20 protein-coding genes are annotated in these 21,639 nt (G+C 46.8%); 12 read left to right on the top strand and 8 right to left on the bottom strand.

What is annotated here, in order from left to right; translation table 11 throughout:
• Positions 1-249 precede the first annotated feature (249 nt).
• Positions 250-894, top strand: a complete 645-nt coding sequence (locus tag QUA50_RS24080; RefSeq protein WP_333298413.1) for a hypothetical protein — start codon at positions 250-252, stop codon at positions 892-894.
• A 254-nt stretch (positions 895-1,148) separates the two neighbouring features.
• On the opposite strand, the gene cax is transcribed toward QUA50_RS24080, so the two are convergent.
• Positions 1,149-2,249: a calcium/proton exchanger gene (cax, locus tag QUA50_RS24075; RefSeq protein ID WP_333263784.1), complete on the bottom strand. Its 1,101-nt coding sequence runs from the start codon at positions 2,247-2,249 to the stop codon at positions 1,149-1,151.
• Between the two features lie 186 nt (positions 2,250-2,435).
• Between cax and QUA50_RS24070 the strand changes: the two genes are divergently transcribed.
• Positions 2,436-3,185, top strand: a complete 750-nt coding sequence (locus QUA50_RS24070) for a Uma2 family endonuclease (RefSeq protein WP_333263754.1) — start codon at positions 2,436-2,438, stop codon at positions 3,183-3,185.
• 224 nt (positions 3,186-3,409) lie between these two features.
• Here QUA50_RS24070 and QUA50_RS24065 read toward each other — a convergent pair whose 3' ends face one another.
• The 4 genes from QUA50_RS24065 to QUA50_RS24050 form a co-directional block, all read right to left on the bottom strand.
• Positions 3,410-4,030 (bottom strand): DUF6391 domain-containing protein, encoded by a 621-nt coding sequence (locus QUA50_RS24065; RefSeq protein WP_333263751.1) that lies wholly within the window; start codon positions 4,028-4,030, stop codon positions 3,410-3,412.
• A 177-nt stretch (positions 4,031-4,207) separates the two neighbouring features.
• A complete protein-coding gene (locus QUA50_RS24060) occupies positions 4,208-4,921 on the bottom strand; it encodes an MORN motif-containing protein (protein ID WP_333263748.1) in 714 nt (237 codons plus the stop codon).
• 105 nt (positions 4,922-5,026) lie between these two features.
• Positions 5,027-5,767: an MORN motif-containing protein gene (locus QUA50_RS24055; RefSeq protein WP_333263746.1), complete on the bottom strand. Its 741-nt coding sequence runs from the start codon at positions 5,765-5,767 to the stop codon at positions 5,027-5,029.
• 183 nt (positions 5,768-5,950) lie between these two features.
• A complete protein-coding gene (locus tag QUA50_RS24050; protein ID WP_333263743.1) occupies positions 5,951-7,456 on the bottom strand; it encodes a hypothetical protein in 1,506 nt (501 codons plus the stop codon).
• A gap of 112 nt (positions 7,457-7,568) precedes the next feature.
• Between QUA50_RS24050 and QUA50_RS24045 the strand changes: the two genes are divergently transcribed.
• From QUA50_RS24045 to QUA50_RS24015, 7 genes are all read left to right on the top strand, one after another.
• A complete protein-coding gene (locus QUA50_RS24045; protein WP_333263740.1) occupies positions 7,569-7,781 on the top strand; it encodes a hypothetical protein in 213 nt (70 codons plus the stop codon).
• 85 nt (positions 7,782-7,866) lie between these two features.
• Positions 7,867-8,013, top strand: coding sequence for a retroviral-like aspartic protease family protein (locus QUA50_RS24040; RefSeq protein ID WP_333263738.1), 147 nt, complete (start codon positions 7,867-7,869; stop codon positions 8,011-8,013).
• Positions 7,979-8,173: an aspartyl protease family protein gene (locus QUA50_RS24035; RefSeq protein ID WP_333263736.1), complete on the top strand. Its 195-nt coding sequence runs from the start codon at positions 7,979-7,981 to the stop codon at positions 8,171-8,173. Before QUA50_RS24040 ends, QUA50_RS24035 begins: the two co-directional genes overlap by 35 nt.
• A gap of 444 nt (positions 8,174-8,617) precedes the next feature.
• The gene (gene gpmI, locus QUA50_RS24030; protein WP_333263733.1) at positions 8,618-10,216 is read left to right on the top strand and encodes a 2,3-bisphosphoglycerate-independent phosphoglycerate mutase; all 1,599 of its coding nucleotides are present in this window, start codon (positions 8,618-8,620) and stop codon (positions 10,214-10,216) included.
• Between the two features lie 336 nt (positions 10,217-10,552).
• Positions 10,553-10,792: a preprotein translocase subunit SecG gene (gene secG / locus QUA50_RS24025; protein ID WP_333263731.1), complete on the top strand. Its 240-nt coding sequence runs from the start codon at positions 10,553-10,555 to the stop codon at positions 10,790-10,792.
• A 91-nt stretch (positions 10,793-10,883) separates the two neighbouring features.
• A complete protein-coding gene (locus QUA50_RS24020) occupies positions 10,884-11,609 on the top strand; it encodes a peptidase (RefSeq protein WP_333263728.1) in 726 nt (241 codons plus the stop codon).
• Positions 11,610-11,646: 37 nt separating this feature from the next.
• Positions 11,647-12,114: an NUDIX domain-containing protein gene (locus QUA50_RS24015; RefSeq protein WP_333263726.1), complete on the top strand. Its 468-nt coding sequence runs from the start codon at positions 11,647-11,649 to the stop codon at positions 12,112-12,114.
• A 260-nt stretch (positions 12,115-12,374) separates the two neighbouring features.
• Here the strand turns inward: QUA50_RS24015 and QUA50_RS24010 are convergent, their stop codons facing one another.
• Positions 12,375-12,854, bottom strand: coding sequence for a rhodanese-like domain-containing protein (locus QUA50_RS24010; protein WP_333057623.1), 480 nt, complete (start codon positions 12,852-12,854; stop codon positions 12,375-12,377).
• Positions 12,855-13,309: 455 nt separating this feature from the next.
• On the opposite strand from QUA50_RS24010, the gene QUA50_RS24005 reads away from it, so the two are divergent.
• From QUA50_RS24005 to QUA50_RS23995, 3 genes are read left to right on the top strand one after another with little or no spacing between them, the layout of a single operon-like run.
• Complete coding sequence (locus tag QUA50_RS24005; protein ID WP_333262359.1) at positions 13,310-14,029, top strand: hypothetical protein; 720 nt, start codon at positions 13,310-13,312, stop codon at positions 14,027-14,029.
• Between the two features lie 54 nt (positions 14,030-14,083).
• Complete coding sequence (locus QUA50_RS24000; RefSeq protein ID WP_333262356.1) at positions 14,084-16,069, top strand: hypothetical protein; 1,986 nt, start codon at positions 14,084-14,086, stop codon at positions 16,067-16,069.
• A 4-nt stretch (positions 16,070-16,073) separates the two neighbouring features.
• On the top strand, positions 16,074-17,543 hold the full coding sequence (locus tag QUA50_RS23995; RefSeq protein WP_333263720.1) for a DUF1802 family protein: 1,470 nt from the start codon (positions 16,074-16,076) through the stop codon (positions 17,541-17,543).
• 60 nt (positions 17,544-17,603) lie between these two features.
• On the opposite strand, the gene QUA50_RS23990 is transcribed toward QUA50_RS23995, so the two are convergent.
• Both QUA50_RS23990 and QUA50_RS23985 read right to left on the bottom strand, forming a co-directional pair.
• A complete protein-coding gene (locus tag QUA50_RS23990) occupies positions 17,604-18,320 on the bottom strand; it encodes a Uma2 family endonuclease (RefSeq protein ID WP_333263717.1) in 717 nt (238 codons plus the stop codon).
• Positions 18,321-18,453: 133 nt separating this feature from the next.
• Positions 18,454-21,528: an EAL domain-containing protein gene (locus tag QUA50_RS23985; RefSeq protein ID WP_445243848.1), complete on the bottom strand. Its 3,075-nt coding sequence runs from the start codon at positions 21,526-21,528 to the stop codon at positions 18,454-18,456.
• Positions 21,529-21,639: the final 111 nt, after the last annotated feature.

Raw genomic sequence — 21,639 nt, 5'->3', positions numbered from 1 at the left:
TGTGGAACGGGCAAGATGCCCGTTCATAACAGGCTTATTGACAATAGTGCAACATCTCAGTAATCAGGACTTCATTCCTGACTCTAAAAAGTTCACAGTCATAACTTCCGTCCTTCCTTTGGAAACTCAGCGTCTAAGACTCCAGCCCTCACTAGAAACCTATTCGAGCTACTTTGACAACACATCAGCTCTCAAGTTAAAATAACTTCTAAACAAAATGCTATCTATTCACCTGAGAGGTAGAGAGAGATGGAACACGCCAGATTTGTTATGGGGAGGCCACAAATCAAATTCCTCACTATTTTGATGGGGGCATTTTTTTTGATTCTAGCAGCTTTCACAGTCAGCGCCCAGCCGACTAGCGAAGCACAATTTAGGGTCAAAAATGAAAACGCTTTTAATATTAATTTGATTCAATTTAAGCGCACTGAATATGTAGGGCCGTGTGCCGGTACAGTCTTCTCCCCTGATTCGCAAAGCGCTCGATTTGTCTCCAGCAAAACTCCTCCCGGCCCTAACAGAAGGGTGATGATTAAAAATGTGACTGATGGCATGGAAACTAACCCCTATCCCTACACAGACAGAGGTTACAACAAAGGTGAGTTTTCCGAGGATTTTGGATTTAAGTTGGGTAACAGTCACAAAACAAGAACTTTTTCGGTTTTAGAGGGAGAAAATAAGTTTCTCTATGAAATTAAAGAAAATGACCGAGTTATAGAACAGGGTGCGCTTACGGCTGAAGTTTCTATACAAAACTTAGGTACTTTTCCCCGCCAGCAAATTTGTCAAGATAAGGTAGAATGTCGGGATACTTCTGATTGTCGCGACAGTAAAGGCAAAAAAAGAAGTTGCAGACGAGAGTGTTTTCCTGTTCAACAGTGTCGCTGTCCCTAACTACTTTCTGTCCAAAAATTATTTTATTTAATTAAGGCCAGAAGACAAAGAGGAATAACAAACCAGAAACAAGATAAGTTATTACTCGTTACCAGGCTGTGCCTGGTAACGCATATCAGGAGGCTCTGCCTCCAATTTTCATGGAAAAAAACGAGGCAGATCCTCGCTTACATCGGTTCCCAGGCACAGCCTAGGAACCAGTTAAGAAAATTGAGTTTTTGTGGAACAGGCACTCCGGCCTGTTCAACGAGAAATCAAGTAATGGGGTGAAAGTAAAATGCTGCTCCTAACACGATATATGTTGCTAAAAGCAGCACTCCTTCGAGCCAATTAGAGCGCCCGTCGAGACTAATTAGATTGGCAATTGTTACTGCAATGGCAACTGCAACTACTTCAAACGGATTAAAGTTTAAATCCATCGGCTGATGAATCACTAATCCGATAATCACCAACACCGGTGCTACCAGCAAAGCAACTAGCAAACTCGAACCCATCGCGACAGAAACTGACAAATCCATATTGTTTTTCATCGCCACTCCTACCGCAGTTACATATTCGGCGGCGCCGCCAACAATCGGCAACAGAATTACCCCTGTAAACAGCGGCGTCAATCCCAATCCTTTGGTAGTTTCTTCGACAACACCCACGAAAATTTCTGATTCAAAAGCAACGGCAACAGTTGAGGCAACTAGCACTCCAATCCACAGCCACAAATTCGGTTTGTGTGTAGTAGATTCCTCTTTGGTATTTTGAGAATTTTCTGACTCTAGTTCTACTAAGCCAACATCGTAAAGATAGCTGTGGGTTTTTAATGAAAATAACAGAGTTAGAGCGTAAACTGCAATTAGGACGATCGCAGTTATTAAGGAAAGATTCTGAATGGCTGAGGGATCGACTCCATTGGAGGTATAAATTACCATTGTCGGCAGCAGAATTGCAATCACCGCTAAAGTCATTGTGGAACCGTTCACCCGCGCGATGACTGGCTTAAATTCTTGTTCTTTGTAGCGGATTCCTCCTAGCAGCATGGACAATCCCATAACTAATAGCAAGTTGCTGATAATTGTGCCGGTGATGCTGGCTTTCACAATGTCAATTAAGCCAGCTTTCAGGGCAACTATGGCAATAATTAATTCCGTAGCATTGCCGAAGACGGCATTTAATAAGCCGCCTATGGAGGGGCCTGTAACGATCGCCACTTCTTCTGTTGCTGTGCTCAACCAAATCGCCAGAGGTATAATGCCTAAAGCGGATGTGATGAAAACTGCCAGGGAACCCCAGTGCAAATACTCAGCGGCGATGGAAATGGGGATGAAAATTAACAGCGCTATGGAAAGAATCTTTTTGATTGACATAGGAACTCGGATGGTGTAAGGAAGGGTGAGGTCGAGTTGTCGGGGCGATCGCAAAGTTGATTTTACACTATTCTCTGACAATTCTGGCGGCAAGTGCGATCGATAATTGGGAATTTTTAACCGCAGATGCACGCAGAGCGAGGCAGATTGAATATAATAGAATTATATCGACATCGGTGAAAAGATATGTCTCAATCTGTAGTGCCAGTTGTTGAATCAAAGCAAATTGATACTTCACCCACCTTGACCTTTGAAGAATACCGATTTTATCAAACTGATTCCGCTCTACAATATGAACTGTACAAAGGCAAATTAATGCCGATGCCAACCGCAACAGTTTTACATATCAAAATTTGCGAATATTTAGTTTACAAATTGCAGCGTTACCTAGCTGAAAACAATCTTGACTTAGTAGCAAAAACCGGCTTGGGAGTGAGAACAGAAGAAGATACCTCTCGGATTCCTGATGTAGTTGTTTGCACTCAAAGTCTTTTGGAACAAGCTGCTGCTAGACCCGGTGCAGGTATCCTCGATTTTGAGGAAAAGCCCCTGTTAGTCATAGAAGTAGTGAGTCAAAATCGGCGCGCCGATTATGTGATTAAACGAGCTGAGTACGAATTAGCTAACGTACCTGAATATGTAATTGTTGACCCTACACCTAACAAAGAACTGGTGCGAGTTTTAGCCTTTCTTGAAGGTGAAGACATCTATACACAAACAGATTTTGTGCCGGGGCAACAAATGGTGTCTGTAGTATTTCCTAATCTGACTTTATCATTGAATGAAATACTGTCTCCGCCATTAGTTGAAGGGTTGATTAAAGCAGAACAAGCTCGGTTCCAGGAACTTGAGCAGCAAGCTGATGAGCAGGGTCAACGGGCTGAAAGATTGGCGGCGAGGTTGCGAGAATTAGGAGTAGATCCCGATCGCATTTAGGATCTTCGATGACCCAGAATTCACGAGTTAATTGTTATTAGTTATATCAAATCTGTTAGGAGTGGAATTATTCAGATATCTATGCTCTTCATCTGCGTGAATCCGCGTTTATCCATTGTCATCTGCGGTTGCAAAATTATATTTTTTTGACCGCAGATACAGGCAGATAAACACAGATTAACGCAGATGAGTTAGATATATCGATCGCCCTTGATACTGTGCAACTATTCAACCCAACGCACCCGCACAAAATGAGCTTCGCGTCCCCAGAAGTCGTGACTTACAGTAATATCAACCACACTCAAATTAAACGGAATAGCAGTTGTCACGTACCGCTGAGCCAGAGCTCCCACATCAGGGGCTAACTGAGCCGCAGCCGCAGCCGCTGCACCCAAACCGAACAGTTGCAGAATGGGCCCGCGAGGCAGGGCTAAATTGATGCCAACAGCAAGTCCTGCCGTTAGCAGCATTGCCACCGACAAATTCGTGCCGCAGCGGGGATGTACAGCTAAATCCCACTCTCCGCTGGCAATCCGCTGCAAAGCCTCGCGCACTGCCTGACGCAACTGTGCGATGTTAACGTGGCCATAAAGAAAAAACCCTTGGTCTGTGGACATCCCGCCCAATAACTCATTATCGGTTCTTGCTGTCGTCGCACCAAACGATTGGCTTAGTACCCAAACCGTAGCGTGTTCCAAAGCATGAACTTGGCGCAAAGTCAAGACTTCCTTCAAACCGGGCACAAAATTGAGTTGTCGCAACAAATCAGCATCTTGAGTCCGCTGCGGGGCAAAGTCGAAGGGAAACTGGCCGGTGCGCCCGGAAGCAGAAGCAGTAGTTGTCATATCAAAACGCCTCCCTTAACTCGATTAAGTGGATATTTAACATTAGCAATTCGGTTGAGAAAAAGCCGGTCATACATTATCAATAGTTTTGACTTTAAACCCTAGCAATGGCAGGTTTTGTGCAAAAAACATTAGCCATCAACCTGCCCTTACTAATAGATCGCACTTATTCCCCGTTTATTGCTCTAGCCGCTGCCCGTCGCGAAATACTCCCGGAATTCGCCGGCCTCTGGTATCGATAATTGTGCCTTTGCCGTGAGGCAATCCCTTGCGTAACTCTCCCTCATAGCGGATACCGTTGGAGAACGAACAGTTACCCCTGCCATCAAGTTCTTGAGTATAGAACTGTCCCGAACACCGACTGCCGTCAGCGCGGGTGAACGCTCCCGTACCTAAAGGCTTCCCCCCTAAAAATTGACCCACAAAGCGATCGCCATTGGCAAAAATGAATTGCCCTTGTCCCGTGGGCACGCCTACTTTTTGATCGAGAGAAAACGACCCCACATAGCGATCGCCATTAGTAAAAATAGCTGTGCCGGAACTAACTTTGCCATCTCGGAATATACCCTCGACGCGGGCGTCGTCCTTAAATATAAATTGTCCTCGGCCATTTGGTTTGCCCAGACGGAACTGCCCCTCATAGCGATCGCCGTTGGAATATATGTATACCCCAGTGCCGCTGGGCAAACCGTTAACGAACTGTCCGATGTAGCTATCACCGCTGTCATAATCGCACCTAACTCTACCTGTAGCGATAGCTGGCACGCAGCGACCGGTTTTAGCTTCTGTTCCTTGCGCCATTGAGGGCAAGGGATAAGTCGCGCAACTACCAATTTCCAACACTGATGCAACTAATAAAGCGATTCTACTGGTCCAAGAACGGGAAATCATCAATCAACTTTCTCCTGTGCGCTGTTAGATATTATCTGCTTCTGTCCTTTGTCTTTTGTCCCATTTGTTGTCAAAAGTTGGCTGAAAACCTCAATCATTTATCCTTTACGAAACTCCGGGCTTGCCGTTGCGAAATACCCCCGGAAAGCGCCTACCTCTAGCATCGATCATCGTCCCGACACCGTGAGGCACTCCCTTTCGCAATTCTCCTTCATAGCGCGTCCCGTTAGGGAAAGTGCAGGTGACACTAGCGTCTAGTTCTTGATTAAAAAATCTGCCGGAACAGCGAGTGCCGTCTACCCGCACCAATACCCCAGGGCCAAAGGGTGAGCCTGCAAAGAATTGTCCTTCATAGCGATCGCCATTGGTATAAAAAAATTGACCCCGCCCTGATGGTTGGCTGCTAATGGCATCAGTCTGAACGTTCCTGACGACTGCGAAGTCTCCCACGTAGCGCTCGCCGTTGGGGAAAACGACCGTCCCAGATCTCATTGTGCCGTCTTGGAACACGCCTGTGTAGCGGGCATCATCTTTAAAAATGAATGTCCCTCTACCGTTTGGCACTCCATTCCGAAAATTTCCTTCGTAGCGATCGCCATTAGCGTACACGTAGACTCCAGTGCCGTCGGGCAGGCCGTTGACGAAGTTTCCCTCGTAGTTATCGCCTCCCTCGTAATTGCATTTTACTCTTCCGGTAGGAGGGTTTCCCTGGCAGAAGGGAGAGCGTTTTCCTTCTTCTGGTGCTGGTTGAGCTATTGATGGCTGGGGATTCAAGAGATTAGTGGCGCTGCCGGTACAAGAAGCAACTAATATCACCATCCCTAATTTTTGAATTGAACTGAGCACGATCGATCTCCTTTAACTTCAATTACTAATATGGATTTTCTAGAAGCTAATACTCGCTGAAAAGTCCTCTATTTTTTAATCCCTTTACTAATTTTACCTTCAGGTTCGATATCTGCCCTAAATGCAAAAAGGCAAAAATTAGAGTTTTTGCCTTTAGCATTTTTCCTGCTTTACTGTCAATTGTCAGCGTCGCGCTGAGCTATTCGGATTTGGGAGACGGCTAATAACTGCATTTGCCGGTTGTGGTTGGCGACTTGCGGGTTTTTCGCCAACACCTTTGGCTACCTCAACGCCGTTTTCCTCCAGAATCACGATCGGATCGGCTCCTTGCTTGAGATCGACCCGCTTCACCAACACTTGCCCGTTAGACAACCGCTGCCCGACTTTGACATATCGGCTAGTTGGTTCATTCGGTACTTTGACAATCACTTGCGTCTCGTTCCCGACTTTTACCACCCCGCTGACTTCAGTGCCTGTAGCGAGGTCAGTAGAAGGCGGTGGCGGAACTACTGGGATGACGGGAGGTGGAGGCGGATTTGGGTCTACCCACTGGGGCGGGCGCTTGTCTACTGGCAGTTCCGGCAGATCCGGCACTCCTATGGGTCTCGCTGCTATTGGTTGGGGCGGGCGCGGGGGTGCTGGACGGCGAGGCTGCGGATTCCGCGCATCTTGGGGTCTACTTGCTATTGGTCCAGTAGTTCCAGGAGGACGGGTGCCAGTACCTATTCTTGCCCTGGCATTGGGGTCTCTCCATTGGGGGGGGCGCTTGTCTACTGGCAGTTCCGGCAGATCCGGCACTCCTATGGGTCTGGCTGCAATGGGTTCGAGTCCAGGCGGGGATGTACGAGTACGACCTAACTGAGGAGCATTTAACCCCGGAACTTGGGGCGGCGAGCCAATTTGCGCCCCGGTGCCTCCGGGTAAAGAACCATTTCTGCCACCGCCACCTAACCGAGGAGCATTTAGCCCCGGAACTTGGGGTGGCGAGCCAATTTGTCCCCCGGTGCCTCCGGGTAAGGAACCATTTCTGCCACCGCCACCGCCACCTAACCGAGGAGGAGTTCCCCCTGGAACTATGGGAGGCGAGCCAATTTGCCCCCCATCACCTCCGGGAAGTAAAGAGCCTCGCGCTCTACCTGGTACTTGCTGAGTGCCGGCTCGATCGCCCCTGGGTGGGCTGGTGAGAGCAACCGTCTGATTAGGCCTGTTAATTGGGGGCGGAGCCAATAACTCGGGAAGTTCGGGTAGCACTGCCACTTGTCGCTGTGGCAGTTTGGGGAGTTCTGATGTTGTCCCACCCGCTCCGTTGGCTCCTGGAGGGATTTGTAATACGATCGGCGGCAGCGGCCCAAAGGGATCTAACCCAGAAGGATTAGCTGTCACAGGGCCTTGGGGCACCGGCTGAAGCGGAAGCGTGGGATTCCTGTCATTGTTGTCGCTGATATTTGTTTGAGCCTGTCTCGCTCGTTCGTCGGGGTTGGTCGATCGAATTAACCCAGGAGGCTGAGCCGCTACTACTGGCGACGGGAAAGCCTGAGCTGCTGGGGTGGGGCTGGCAGAGGCGGCCGGAGACGGAGAGGCTGCACTGGGGCTGGGGCTGGGGCTGCCTGTGTTGCTGCCCTCGCCACCGCATCCTCCGATCGAGAAAGCTAGTAGTCCTATAGTTGCAAAATATAAAAGTTTGTGCATTGCCGATCGCCCCCAAATGCTTAATTTCAAGATATGCAACAAGGCTCTGCAATTACAGGCTGTTGCCGTTTATAAGTTTATCTGTGTTCGATGTTATGCGATCGCTTGAAAATTGCCAAGTTTTCCTGATGATTCCGATCTGGGGATCGGGCGATCGGTTTTTGGGAGCGGGTTAGGATATCAGTGGCGGTCGTTGTTCGACATACCGAGATTTAAACGCTTCCATGAATTTGGAAACAGCGGTCAGTTAGACCGTGGAATGCCTGTGGACAGAGTGCTGCCGACAGTTCTGGATGAAGCAGGAAGTAAGCACCAAACTGTCTAATTATGGGTAGTTTTGGGTAAGTCTTTCATGACGGAATCCACAGGTATTTCAAGCTAAAATCAAGCGCCGCGCTGGCGGGACGCCGGTGATTGATGTGGTATTTAACGGCAACAAGACTTTTGAGGTGATTCTCGATACCGGGGCGAGCGGCACTTTGATTTCTCAGCGGATGGCTACTGCACGCGCGAGTGAGGCCGGTGCGTACCATCAGAGCGGGGATCGCTTACGGTAGCGTTGTCGAGTTCCCGATCGGCGTGGTGCGATCGATTCGGGTTGGGGGTGCTGCGATCCAAAATGTCGAAGTGGCGATCGCCAAACAAATGCCAATAGGTCTGCTCGGCCACGATTTCTTTGGCAATTACGATGTCAAAATTAAAAAAGATGTTGTATAATTTTATGTCCGCTGAGAGCGAGCTGAGTCGGAAACCGATTTTTGCTCAACTCGTGTCCTTTACAGTTATTCGCAACCCGGTCCAGGCTTTTAAATTTATTGGTTGAGGCGGTAGCAAAATGCAACCAAGTGTGGTATGGTTCTTAGTGTTTCAAGAGCCACCGACGGTTAAACTATCCGTGAAATCCGGCCACAAAAGCACGGCTGCTGTTGGTGAGATCGGTAACAGTCTCCGACAACGATTCACAGTACAAGCCAAGGCAATCAATTAAACAATTCCCAAAGCAGGTCGAGATTAGTTCCCAAAATGCTGTGGCTGAGGGAATTTTGGTGGGCTGTGTTCAGCCGGAGCCTAGAAAATATGTAAACTGATTAGCGGCAGATGTTCCGCAAAATCGGAAATCATGACGATCGAGAAATTAACTATTGTAAATAAGGTATTCGCATGGCACAAGCGTCTGTATCTCCTGTAGTGCTGATTATTCTAGACGGCTGGGGTTATCGTGAAGAAAAAGACGGAAATGCGATCGCTACTGCAAAAACACCCGTGATGGACAGTCTCTGGGCCGCTTATCCTAGAACTCTGATTAAAACCTCGGGTCGGGCGGTAGGGCTGCCACACGGGCAAATGGGTAACTCAGAGGTTGGTCACTTGAATCTGGGCGCGGGCCGCGTCGTTCCTCAAGAGTTGGTGCGGATCTCGGATGCCGTCGAAGACGGTTCTTTGCTCAACAATCAAGCGCTGGTTGAGCTTTGCGAGAAAGTCCGCGCCGCGGGCGGCAAGCTGCACCTGACTGGTCTTTGTTCTGAAGGTGGAGTTCATTCCCATCTCAGTCATATTAAGGGTTTGCTGCAATTAGCAAAGGCACGGGGAATTTCTGAGGTTTGCATTCACGCCATTACAGACGGTCGCGATACTACTCCGAAAGAGGGTGTCGAAGCTCTAGGCAAGATTGAAAGTTATATCGCAGAGGTCGGGGTGGGTCGGATTGCGACCATCAGCGGCCGCTACTACGCGATGGACAGGGACAAGCGCTGGGATCGGGTGCAGCGCGCTTACGAGGTGATGACGACTGAAGGTGCTCCTGACGGTCGATCGGCTGTGGATGTGTTGCAGGCCTCTTATGCTGAAGGAGTGACCGACGAGTTTGCAGTTCCGACTCGAATTGCGCGGGGAGCCGTGGCATCCGGGGATGGGCTAATTTTCTTCAATTTTCGCCCGGACAGGGCTAGAGAATTGACTCAGGCTTTTGTATCTCCCGATTTTAAGGGGTTTGAACGGCAGTTAATTGAGCCGCTGGCGTTTGCGACTTTTACTCAGTACGACCCGAAACTCTCGGTAATGGTGGCTTTTGAACCGCAGAATTTGAACAATATTCTGGGCGAGGTGATTTCTAAGCACGGTTTGCAGCAGTTGCGGACGGCGGAAACTGAAAAGTACGCTCATGTGACTTATTTTTTTAATGGGGGTCTCGAAGAGCCTTTTATCGGGGAACACCGGGAGTTGGTGCAGAGCCCGATGGTGGCGACTTACGATGAGGCGCCCCAGATGTCGGCGGATTTGGTGACGGATGGGGTGGTGACGGCTTTGGAAAAAGGCATCTATTCGTTTATGGTGATTAACTACGCTAACCCGGATATGGTTGGTCATACGGGGATGATGGATGCGACGATAATTGCGATCGAAACTGTGGATAAATGTTTGGGGCGGCTGTTGAGCGCCATTAGTAAAGCTGGGGGAACGGCAATTATTATTGCGGATCACGGAAATGCTGAGCAGATGTTTGATGAGGACGGAAATCCCTGGACGGCTCACACTACTAACCCCGTGCCGTTTATTCTGGTAGAAGGCGAAGGTCGGAAGATTCCGGGTCACGGAACGGATGTTCCTCTGAGGGCGGATGGTTGTTTGGCGGATATTGCGCCGACGATTCTGGAGCTGTTGAGGTTGCCTCAGCCCCCGGAGATGACTGGACGCTCTATGATACGATCGGCTGAGTTTGAAGTTCGCGCCAATCGCACTCCGGTACGAGTCCGCTTGTAGCAAGGCTGGCCGAAATCTCGCTAAAGGTGGGGACACGGCGCCGTGTCCATTGTTGTCAAATTAAGGTATAACCCATAGTCCGACAGGGGTTGAAACCCCTGCCTCATAGCGAAAGTCCTCTCAAGAGGACTGAGAAGAAAAATTTTTAAACTCATGAGTCCTCATAGCGAGGACTTGGGCTATTAGACAGGGAATTCATTCCCTGGCGGACTGGCGGACTAACAGCTTAATTGACAACAATGGGTACTGCCGTGCCCCTAAGCGAGTTTGTGCGCGATCGACCGAATTTGATATGATGATTGATTACCGATTACTAATTACCAATTACCCCTGATTATGGATATTGTTTCTGTGTTACAAGTTATCTGGTCTTTGTCTGCTTTAGGACTTGTGATTTTTGTGTTGCTGCACAGTCCTAAAGGCGATGGTATTGGAGGAATTGGCGGACAAGCTCAATTGTTTACCAGCGCCAAGAGTGCAGAAACAAGTCTGAACCGGATTACTTGGGGTCTGTCTATTGTTTTTATGGGTTTGACTGTGATTTTGAGTGCTGGTTGGTTGGCGCCTAAGTTATAAGATTTGGATTTTTAACCGCAGATGAACGCAGATAGACGCAGATAATATCAAGTTCATCTGCGTTTATTTTCGTCTATCTGCGGTTGCAAGAATGCGGTTGTGGAAAGTTACGGTAAAACCTCGATTGCTGGCTGGTTTGGGATTGGCTTTATGTTGTTTTAGCCTAATAATTTTTAGTCAGGTTAATACTCCGGCTGCAAGTCTTTCTTCTCTCCCCAATAGTTTTCCGCCTCCACAGGTTCATCCTTTGCCGCCAACGCTGGCTAATTGGCAAGATTCCACTGATAGCGGTGATTATTTTGACCAGGTTAAGCCACCGAGTTTCGGTCATTTGCTGTGGTCGAAGTTTCCGATTCAGGTTTATGTTGAGCGTCCAGTTGATGCTAATAAGTCTGAAGAATGGGTGGCGGCTGTGTTGGATGTGGTGCGGGAATGGGGGGTTTATTTGCCTTTGGAAGTGGTGGATAGTTCGGAGGTGGCTGATATTAGGATTTTACGTCGGGCTCCGCCTTTGCGTCAAGGGGTTTTGCGATCGCGTTCTGGAGAGGCTACCTATGAATTGTATGCCCGTCGCGATGGCGATAAAACTGTCTTATCTCATCGGTTTTCGGTTTATTTGAATCCGACTCAAGTGGGTAAGTATATTCCGGCGACGGCGCGGCACGAGTTGGGTCACGCTTTGGGAATTTGGGGCCACAGTTTGATGGAAACTGATGTGCTTTATTTTTCTCATGTGAGAAATCCTCCGCCTATTTCGGCTAGGGATGTCAATACTTTGAAGCGCGTTTATGAACAGCCGACTCGGTTGGGGTGGTAATATTAGTTTTGATATGTAAAATCGTGTCAGTAAAAAGATGAAAGATGAAGCTTTTGGCATTGTGCCAGTTTTTGCGACTGAAACTGATATTTTGTTTTTATTGATTCAACATCAAGCGGGACATTGGGCGTTTCCTAAAGGTCACGCGAATCAGGGAGAATCGGCCCTAGAAACGGCGAAGCGGGAGTTGGAGGAAGAAACTGGCATCCGCGATTGTGAAGTGCTTGAGGAGCCTAGTTTTGTGGAACGTTATTCCTTTGTTAAGGAAGGGAAGCCTAGTTCTGTGCAACATTATTCCTCTGCGAAGGAAGGAGAATCAATTGAAAAGACTGTTACTTACTTTTTGGCTTTTGTAAATTCAATGGAAGTTCAGTTGCAAGTAGAGGAAGTTCAAAATTCGGCCTGGAGTTCCTTTGAGGATGCTGTTAAGCTGATTACTTTTGATGGGAATCGGCAAGTTTTAAGGGAAGTCAAAGCCTTTTTGGACGCGAGGAAAGAGTGTTAACGAGTGTTGGATACACACACTTGTTTATGTAGGATGTGCATTGTTCACTTTACGCTATAAGTAGCCTGTTAAAGCACTTTTTGGGTTCGCGAGTGTTAATATCTAGTCCGGTTATACGATCGCAATTAAGTTTGTAGTAAGGACTTTAGTGCTTAGTGACTGCAAGCTTTAAGAGAGAGCTCGATTCCTTACTACAAACAAATTATTTGGTTAGATACCCAACTTCTTCAATAAGTCGGGTATCTAGGTATTCGGTGTGATTATTTGTTGATTTTCTGCGCTTCTGCGTGGTGTTGCAAGCGAGAGAAAACGTTGTAAGCGTCGGGGCCGGGAGTATCGTGTTCGGCAGCGCCGTCGATGGGGCCGTCAATGGCTTTCCAAGCAGGAATTCCGCCTTTGAGTTCGGCTACTTTTTGAAAGCCTGCTGCGCGGAGAAGATTGGCAGCTTCGGCGGTTTGTTGGTCGTTTTCGCCGTAGATGTAGATGTCGCGGATGGGTTCTAAACTCGATTGTGCGCGCTCAACTAATTCGTCCATTGGCATCATTACCGCGCCGGTAATGTGGCTTTTGGTGAAGCTTTCAAAATCACGAGCGTCGATGATTGTGAGTCCGGGTTCGCCCCAATCTAAACGGGCTTTGAGGTCGTGGCTAGATGCTTGAGCTTTTAAACCGGGAGGGGTGGGAGTAAAGTCGGGAAGTTTGTCTTTGATGTTGGAAATTTGGTCTGGAATAGTTTTCATGGGTAAATTGTTGTTCAATGTTTTGATTGCCATTGCAATGTAACAAGATGTTTAGGTTGCATTCGTCTTTCTAAAGGCAGAATCGAGCATTGAACTAAAGTCGCAGTTAGGCTAGTTTCCGGGTTATTAGGTGCGGTTGGGAGCGCTACATTTGTTGAGGTTGCTAGAGCCTAGCGAGCTGTGCTTAAAAATGTTTCGATCGCATTTGGTGCAGAGAATTTGAACTGCGATAATGTATCAAACATTTTATTTTATCAATTCACAAGTTTTTAGTCAATCCTCATCTTTTTGGTAATCGAATTTTACTGTGGTGATGAGTGACAAAATTATTTAACAATGAAATAAGCATAAGTTATTCGCAGGTTCGCCCGCGTGCTTGCGGAAAAGTTTAAATGTTTCTCAGCAAGGTTTCTGGTAAAATTTAAAAGTAAAAACAAGTATTTAAAGGTATGGATATGTCTGAGAAAAGTGAAGTTGCGGTGCCTATAACTTTGACACCGGAAGAGCAAGCGGTGTGGGATGCGAAGGCGAAAGTTCGGGTACTGCTGAATTTGTGGGATTTGAGCGGCGGGAAGATGAAGGTGAAAAAGGGGGAGTTGACTAAGCGGATTGTGCGGACTAATGAGACGAGTCAGAGATATGTGGAAGTGCTGGGCGAGTTACAGGCGACTGGGGCGATCGAGTATTCGCTGGTAAATCGGGTGACGCTGGTGGAATTGACGGCGAAGGGGAAAGAAGTTTTAGCGGAAGGCTTGAAAAGTAAGGATTCTCTGTTTGAGTTTGATGGTTCTCAAATTGGTACTCGGCTGGGAAATTCTTTGTTGAAGTGGATTCGGCATCAGGATGGTGCGGCAAGTGTTCGGGTTGAGAAAGCGAAGGGGGATGTAGGGACGATCGCATCCTATGAAGATTTTAAGGCTGTGGCGATCGATGTGTATGACAGCTTGAACCGGGATTATAACTTAGACGATTTAGTGCCGATTTATCGGATGCGTCGGGCGATCGGGGAAAGGGTAGGGCGATCGGAGTTCAATGAGTGGCTGTTGGAAATGCAGGCTAAGGATATTTTTCAGCTAATAGGCGGCAGTGTAGAAGACAGCGCCCCCGACAAAATCGAAGATTCTATCACTACAAAAGTGAACGGTTTGCGCTGCTATGTCAAGCGTTTAACCTAATTAATTTGAGTTAGTAGTGCATTCGCTCCTTTATCTTCACACTCACACAAAACGATGAATGACTTTCACTCCTCAATCGCATATCTCGATCAAGCTATTTCAAGTCAAAACCCTTTTGACAGATCGTTAATAGTCAGGAGCAATGATATATGGAAGCCAAGTTTTCCTGATGTTCCTTCTATCAATGCTCATGCCTCTGATGGTGTTTTTCAAGCAATCGAGCAAATTCGTGCCGGGTATCGCACAGTTAGTGGTATCACGATCAGAGCTGAAAAAGGTCTAGGAAAAAGCCACTTAATGAGTCGGATTCGCACCCGCCTTCTAGAAGAAGGTGGTTCTTTCTTTGTTTATATGAGCGACGTAGACTATGGAAACTTAAACCGAGTCAACGCTAACTTTCTAAACACTTTGTCTTTAAGCCTGAAACAGATTGGTAACGAAGGCGTAATGCAGTGGCAAGAATTAGCAACTGCTTTGATAAATGAGGCATTAGGAAAAAATCACATACCTCAAAATTTAGTCAAGCAATTTTCGGGGGCATTGGCTAAAAATCCTAAATTAGTCGATCGCTTAACTGAAAAAGTGCTTCAAGTCAAGTCAAACATCGAAAATCCTTATTTGATCCAGGCTATTCTGTGGACACTTTCTTCAGATAAAGTGAGCTTTGCAACCAACTGGCTGTCTGGAAAAGCCTTGGCACAGGGACAAGCTGATGCAATGGGTTTACCAAATTCTACAGAAGAGGATAAAGAAGGCGAAGCATTGCAGACTGTTTGCCAAATTTTAGACTTAATCGGTGATTACAGAACTCTAGTAATTGGCTTTGATGAGTTAGAGAGTGTAGATCGGAATGAAGCTGGTTTCAACAGGGCGCAGGTCGTCGCACTCTTAGTAAAAGACCTGTACGGTAAAATAAAACGAGGTGTCTTAATGACAGCTATGTTTGATGAAACTTGGTTTAACATTAGAGCATTACCGCAGGCAGAGTCAGTCACAGCTAGAATGGGTGAAAAGATTTTTGATTTAAAGTATCTCAATGCTGATGATGTAGTGACTCTAGTTTCTCAATGGCTCCAAGAATTTTATGACAGTAAAAGTTTAATTCCACCTTATTCCGTTTATCCTTTTGATGAAGCTGAACTGAGAGAACTGGGCAAAGAAAAGTTAATTGTCAGAAAGGTTTTAGAGGAGTGTGCTAAGAATTGGAAAGTGCCTGGTGAGCCTCAACCGCCAACAGCAGCAGATCCACTCCATCAAGTTGAACTTGCATTTAACAAGGAACTAAATGCACTTGAGACAACAATAGAGAAATATTTTGACGATAGCGATATTTTAGCCGAGGCTCTATATTTTGGCTTCCTTTCAGTAAAAGGCGAGATTTTGGAAGAAGTGCAAGTTGAGGAGATTGAAAAAGTAAAAACTAGAGCGGCAGACAGAGGTTATCTCCACTTTAGAATTCGAGGTAAAGAAAATGGACGGTCTGTCAAGATAGTAGTAGCAGTAGTTCAAGAATCGCGAGCAAAATTTGTGACCGCGGCATTAAAGCGGTTAATTCAGTATCAAAAGTTTGATATGACTCGTGGTTGTTTAGTTCGTTCTACAGATGTTAAGTCGAATACTGTAGGCAAACAGTGTTTAGACCAACTTCTTTCTCCAGAACTAGGTGGAGAATTTGTCAAACTCACAAGTGAAGATATCAAGCCTTTATTAGCCATTTATTTTGTCAACAAGGCTCGCGAAGATTACGAGGTAACAGAAGAGCAAATACAGCAGTTTATTGTTCATAAAAATCTTACCCAAGAAAATTATTTAATTAATGAAATTCTTAGCGCTCCGTCGGGTCAGATTCCTGATGGGTTGCTTAGCGCTCAGTGGGGTCAGATTCCTGATGAGTTGCTTGAGAAATGTGAGATGGCTGAACTGGATGGATGTGAGATGGCTGAACTGGATGAAGAAAGTATGGCTGAAAATACCTTCCTGCCTGATACAACGGAAATTAACAACCTCGACGAAGCACTTGATAAATTATTAGGTCAATAAGTGGATGAGTTATTCTGTTTTTGTTGATACGGCTTTGCAGTTACCTGCCCCAGATGTGGAAGCCTTAATCGAAGGGCGAGTGATTGCAGCCATGCCTCGAATTTTCATCGAGCCTGGTAGGTCATTTGCCCTATATCCAGCCAATATCTCGATTAATTTGCTCCCCCATCAGCAATACTACCGATCGAGTTTTTTACCAATTGCTAAAACTTCATTTTCTCAGTTAACTTCTGAGACGATTTTGATAAAAGCTTGGGCTAAATGCGAATGGTGTCAAATACTAAACGATCCAGAATCATTAGAGGCTGTGTCGCAGTTAACAGTCTGGACAACAGAGGCATTACAGCAAACTCTCCTGCAACGACGTAATATTTTTCTAACTCATCTTCGCGTTTATCTGCTACCTCAGCCGCTGGAAATGTCTGTGCATCCCAGCGGCAATTTTGTATCTTTGCCAAAATCCCTAACTGTTACTGATTCAACGCCAGTGTTGAGCGAGTCTATCTTTGCCAAACGCCGTCAACAACTGGAAAAACTAGAACCTCCTGAACATTCAGAATTGGAAGAGTTGCAAAGTGCATTAGTGCATTTATCCACCACCAACCCAAAAGCCAAACAACTAGACGCAGAAATTAAAATGTTTCTAGGTTGGTCGGAAAAATTACCCACAACACAACCAGACCCGGATTTAGCATGGATAAGTGCGATCGCACAAATTGGCAATTCTAGCGATGGTAATACATTTGAAAAGTTAGTCCGCAAAAGTTTTATCAAGCTAGGTTTTGCCAATTCTAACACCAATCCGAAAGCTAGTCTCAATCCAGAATCAACAGGCGGCGCTGGTGGTTTAGACTTTTATTGCGAGACTCCCTATCCAGTAGCGGGAGAGTGCAAAGCTAGCAAACATGAAAGTGTACCTAATAGTGTCACCGCTCAATTGGTTCATTTAGGCTTGACTCACTTGGGTCAAGATAAGTTCGAGCGATCGGTTAAAATTATTTTGGCGGCTGGGCCTTTAACTAATCCAGCTAATCAAGCAGCTATTGGTAGTAAAATGAATGTAATTCGCCCGGAAACATTGCAAAGATTAGTTGAATTGAAAGCTAAGCAACCAGGTTCGATCGATTTATTACAGTTAAAACCTTGTTTGGAACAACAGCCGTTTGGTGAGGAAGCCGATGCTAAGGTTAATCGCTATATTGACGAGGTGCGGGAAAAGCTTAAAGTGCGATCGCACATAGTTCAGCTAGTCAAAGACTTTTTGGAAAGAACAAAATCAACAAGCGTTGAATTTAATCAGCTTCACGGTGCTTATGCCTTTTCTATGTCGCCCCAACCTTTAACATATGAAGAAATGCACCAAATTTTAATAGAACTTTCCTCACCTTTGACGGGTTACTTAGGGCGAATTAAAGGCGAGGATTTAGGGCGCGATCGCTTTTATTTCCTGCGCGATTTGCCGCTAGATGATTGAGATACGTCAAGGGCGATTCCCTGGGGGATAGCTTCGCTCGCGCGTACTTCATCCAATTTCCTACACAGCATCAGGATCTACGCCCAATTCCCGCAACCTCGCCGCCAACCTTTCAGCTTTCTGCAATTGAGCTTGTTCTGCCTTAATTAACCCTTCTACCAATGGGGGATCTAAAATTTCATTGACTGATAATCTCAGATTGGGAAATACTACAGATACCATTTCCTCACCCGGCAAGTAATCTACCTGTGTATAAACGTCATCACCTTCGGGAAATGCCATAACTCGCACCCGCTGTCTGTTTTGTGTCGGATCAACAATCACATATTCCGGCACGCTAGCCTGTTCGTATTCTGTTCGTTTAAGTACATAATCTGCTCGCCGATCTTGGCTCACTACTTCTACTACAAATAAAGGTGTTTCGCTCAAGTCTAAGATGCCGGAACCAGGCCTTGCTAGAGCTTGTTGCCACAAGCTTTCTGTGCAGACAACCACATCGGGAATTCGCGATGTCGCATCTTCTGTTCTGACTCCTACAGAAGTTTTTACGACTAAATCCAGATTATGTTCAGCTAGGTAACGCTGCAATTTGTAAACCCAAAATTCGCAGATGCTTGTATGTAATGCGCTAGCCGTTGCCATCGGTATTAATTTGCCTTTGTACAATTCATATTGTACATCGTCATTGCTTTGATAAACTCTGTACTCTTCAAAAGTTAATGTCAGCGAAGTATCGATCTGTTTTTCTTCGACTGCTGGCACAACAGATTGAGACATATATTTTTACCTATCTCGATAGTTTTCTATTATACTCAATTTTGATTTTAACACTCAAGGCATTGAGTACGAAAAGATCGATCGCCCTTATTGACAATCAAGCAATTTGATCCGGTTAAATATTTAGTTCAGTTCACCATTTGGGCGATCGCCTCAACAAGGCTGTAGCTGCCTCACTATCGAGAGGTTTAGAGAAAAAGTACCCCTGACCGTACTCGCAGCCGATCGACCGCATTTGAGCCAATTGGACGGCGGTTTCGACACCTTCTGCCACTACCTCCATCCCCAAACTGCGGGCCAGCATGACGATCGCCCGCACGATTTCCAAATTTTCGCCCATTTCCCCAATGCGACTGACAAAAGAGCGATCGACCTTCAAAATATTAATCGGGAACCTGTGCAAATAACTCAGAGACGAATAACCAGTGCCAAAATCATCAATGCACAAATCAATCCCCAAATCTCTCAACTGCGAAAGCATCGCCGCCGCCGCTTCCCCATCTTCCATCACCACACTCTCAGTAATCTCCAACTTCAAACAGCGAGCATCAACACCCGTTTCCTGCAAAACTTGCTTAATTTGCTCGATGGATTCCGGTTCTGAAAACTGCCTCCCGGAGAGATTTACTGCTACAGTCAGCCGCGAATTTCCCACAGGTAAATTCAAACTCTGCCACTGAATAATTTGGCGGCAGCTTTCGTTCAAAACCCACAAACCCAAAGGCATAATTAACCCAGTTTCCTCCGCCATCGCAATAAATTCCATCGGGGAAACTAAACCACGTTCCGGGTGCAGCCAGCGCACCAGCGCCTCAAATCCGATAACAGAGCCAGTTTTCAAACAAACGATCGGCTGATAATAAACAGTAAAAGGACATTCCAATTTTAAAGTAGGCAATTGCGACTTCGGACGCTCCAATTTCCGATCGATTTCACTCATCGGCGAGTTTTCCGCCGCCGTCCCACAGGCGAAATCCACTATCGAATATTTCAAATTTAGTTCTTCAACAGACTCCCGCAAGTCGTGTTCCAAGTGCATCAAAGCCACAGCCTGAGTGTGCATCGCACTGGTAAAAACTTCGTAGCGAGCTTTACCGAGAGCTTTGGCTCGGTACATCGCAATATCAGCATCGCGCAAAATATCTCCCGGCCACTGATATTTGTCGGTACTCAAAGCAATGCCGATGCTAGCAGTAATTAAAACTTTATTACCTTCCAAATAAAGCGGTCGTTCGATCGTTTTGAGAATTGCCTTTGCTTGGGCGATCGCCTCATCAACACCTTTAATTTCTTCCAGCAAAATCACAAACTCATCTCCCCCCAGACGAGCCACCGTATCGCCGGGCCGCAAACAAGTCAAGAGACGGCGAGCCACAGCCACCAACAGCCGATCGCCCGTGCGGTGTCCCTGACTGTCATTAATCACCTTAAACCTGTCCAAATCCAGAAACAGCACCGCAAACTGATAGGTTGGATGCCGTTGGGCGCGGGCAAAAGCTTGCCCCAACCTGTCAGTCAACAAAGCGCGGTTGGGCAACTCCGTCAGCGCGTCGTGCAAAGCATCGTGCAACAATTGTTCTTCAGCCAGCTTGCGTTCAGTCACGTCGTGACAGTTGACCACAATTCCCCGCACCGAAGGTTCCTCGAGCAAATTCGTCGCCACCGCTTCCAACACGCACCAGGAACCCTCCTTGTGCTGCACTCGGTATTCCGCCATTCCCAGGCTAACTTTCGGCATTTGCATGACACCTTTGAACACTTGATCCACTATCAGCAATTCGTCAGGGTGAATCAAGTCAAAAATAGACCGGCCCAGGACTTCCGCCGTCGGGTAGCCCAAAATCCGCTCTAGGGAAGGAGATACATAGCGGCAAAAGCCTTTATCGTCGAGAATCACAATAATGTCTCTAGCATTTTCAATCAACGATCGAAAGCGCTTCTCGCTTTGCCGCAGCTCTTGTTCGGTGCGCTTGCGATCGGTAATATCGGTATTCATGTAAATCAGACCGACAATTTTCCCTGTAGGGTCTTTAATAGCATCGGCCCGCAGCAACACTTGCAAAGTTTCACCGCTTTTAGTGCGGTTAGTAATTTCACCAAACCAAGAATAACCCAGGGCGATCGTGTCGAGTACCTCCCTAGCCACTGCGGGGTCAGCAAAAACTGCCGGTATACCTCCGGCGAGTTTAAATTCCTCTGCCGTGTCCCACTCAAATAGCTGAGAAAACGCTTGATTTTGATAGATGTGAGTGCCGTTGGCATCGCTGATGCCGATCGCGTCACTCGAACTTTCCACCGCCTTGCGAGTCAGCACCAGAGCTTCTTCTGCCCGCTTGCGCTCGGTAATGTCAATGCCGACCAGACAAGCTGCTTTGCCCCGATCGTACTTTTGAGCCACAATCAAATAGTATCCCTCCGACTCTCCTCCGTCGGTTTGTACCTTAACGTTGAGTTCTTTAACCGCTTCCGTAGCGTCGCCGGCAAAAAACTCCACCACAAAAGAGTTAAAATCCGAGCTAGCGCCCAGAAAACCAATATCTTGACCGACAAAAGCCGACGGCGGCAAACCATGCAGTTTGGCTAAGTGCTGGTTAACCCCCAAATAGCGCAAATCCGAGCTAATCCAAGATACTGTTCCCGGAACAGCTTCCAAAATCGTTTGCAGTTGGTCGTTAGCTTGCTGCAATGCTTCGTGTACTTCACAGATGCGTTCGGACAAGTCCGACTGAATCCCTACGAAATGAGTCAAATTAGCGTTGTCGTCTCGCAGGGGAGATAGCGACAATTTGCTCCAAAAAGGAGTGCCGTCTTTGCGGTAATTTTTGATTGTTGTCTGGATTTCTATACCTTGGCGCAAGGCCTCGCGGATCTTAGCTACAGTAGTTCGATCGGTATCCGGGCCTTGCAAAAATCGGCAATTACGCCCCAAGATGTCACTGGCGCAGTAACCAGTCATCCGTTCAAAGGCCGGATTGCAGTAAATTATGGGACAATCTGGTGCATTGGCGTCAGCAATGACAATGCCGCAGCTACTAGCTGCCAAGGCTCGATCGCGCAGCCACAGTGCTTCTGATGCAGTATGGCGATCGCCGGCACTCCCCACTTCACCTAAATTAGAAATTGACTGGTTCTCCCGATCTCCCATCAGCCGAACTTTCAAGCAAACCTTTACAATTTCCGAGTTGTTTCTTACTGTAACGTTTTTCAGGACTCGCGCAACGTAAATTGTATCTCCGCATTTAAGTAAGGAATGAGAATTAAATAACTTCCACTCTTGAAAGTGGGATGGGCGTCCCGCCCGTCCAAAACGGACGGGCGG

The sequence above is a fragment of the Microcoleus sp. M2_D5 genome (genome assembly GCF_036701935.1).
GTDB lineage: Bacteria > Cyanobacteriota > Cyanobacteriia > Cyanobacteriales > Microcoleaceae > Microcoleus.
The sequence above is the reverse complement of the archived record's forward strand: the minus strand, read 5'-3'. Positions and strand labels throughout refer to the sequence as shown.

Excerpts from the sequence above, each read along its gene's own strand:
- QUA50_RS23995 (WP_333263720.1), top strand. The coding sequence starts at position 16,074 with ATGAGTTATTCTGTTTTTGTTGATACGGCTTTGCAGTTACCTGCCCCA.
- cax (WP_333263784.1), bottom strand. The coding sequence starts at position 2,249 with ATGTCAATCAAAAAGATTCTTTCCATAGCGCTGTTAATTTTCATCCCC.
- QUA50_RS24000 (WP_333262356.1), top strand. The coding sequence starts at position 14,084 with ATGAATGACTTTCACTCCTCAATCGCATATCTCGATCAAGCTATTTCA.
- QUA50_RS24065 (WP_333263751.1), bottom strand. The coding sequence starts at position 4,030 with ATGACAACTACTGCTTCTGCTTCCGGGCGCACCGGCCAGTTTCCCTTC.
- QUA50_RS24060 (WP_333263748.1), bottom strand. The coding sequence starts at position 4,921 with ATGATTTCCCGTTCTTGGACCAGTAGAATCGCTTTATTAGTTGCATCA.
- QUA50_RS24005 (WP_333262359.1), top strand. The coding sequence starts at position 13,310 with ATGTCTGAGAAAAGTGAAGTTGCGGTGCCTATAACTTTGACACCGGAA.
- secG (WP_333263731.1), top strand. The coding sequence starts at position 10,553 with ATGGATATTGTTTCTGTGTTACAAGTTATCTGGTCTTTGTCTGCTTTA.
- QUA50_RS24080 (WP_333298413.1), top strand. The coding sequence starts at position 250 with ATGGAACACGCCAGATTTGTTATGGGGAGGCCACAAATCAAATTCCTC.
- QUA50_RS24015 (WP_333263726.1), top strand. The coding sequence starts at position 11,647 with ATGAAAGATGAAGCTTTTGGCATTGTGCCAGTTTTTGCGACTGAAACT.
- gpmI (WP_333263733.1), top strand. The coding sequence starts at position 8,618 with ATGGCACAAGCGTCTGTATCTCCTGTAGTGCTGATTATTCTAGACGGC.
- QUA50_RS24020 (WP_333263728.1), top strand. The coding sequence starts at position 10,884 with ATGCGGTTGTGGAAAGTTACGGTAAAACCTCGATTGCTGGCTGGTTTG.
- QUA50_RS23990 (WP_333263717.1), bottom strand. The coding sequence starts at position 18,320 with ATGTCTCAATCTGTTGTGCCAGCAGTCGAAGAAAAACAGATCGATACT.
- QUA50_RS24050 (WP_333263743.1), bottom strand. The coding sequence starts at position 7,456 with ATGCACAAACTTTTATATTTTGCAACTATAGGACTACTAGCTTTCTCG.
- QUA50_RS24070 (WP_333263754.1), top strand. The coding sequence starts at position 2,436 with ATGTCTCAATCTGTAGTGCCAGTTGTTGAATCAAAGCAAATTGATACT.
- QUA50_RS24010 (WP_333057623.1), bottom strand. The coding sequence starts at position 12,854 with ATGAAAACTATTCCAGACCAAATTTCCAACATCAAAGACAAACTTCCC.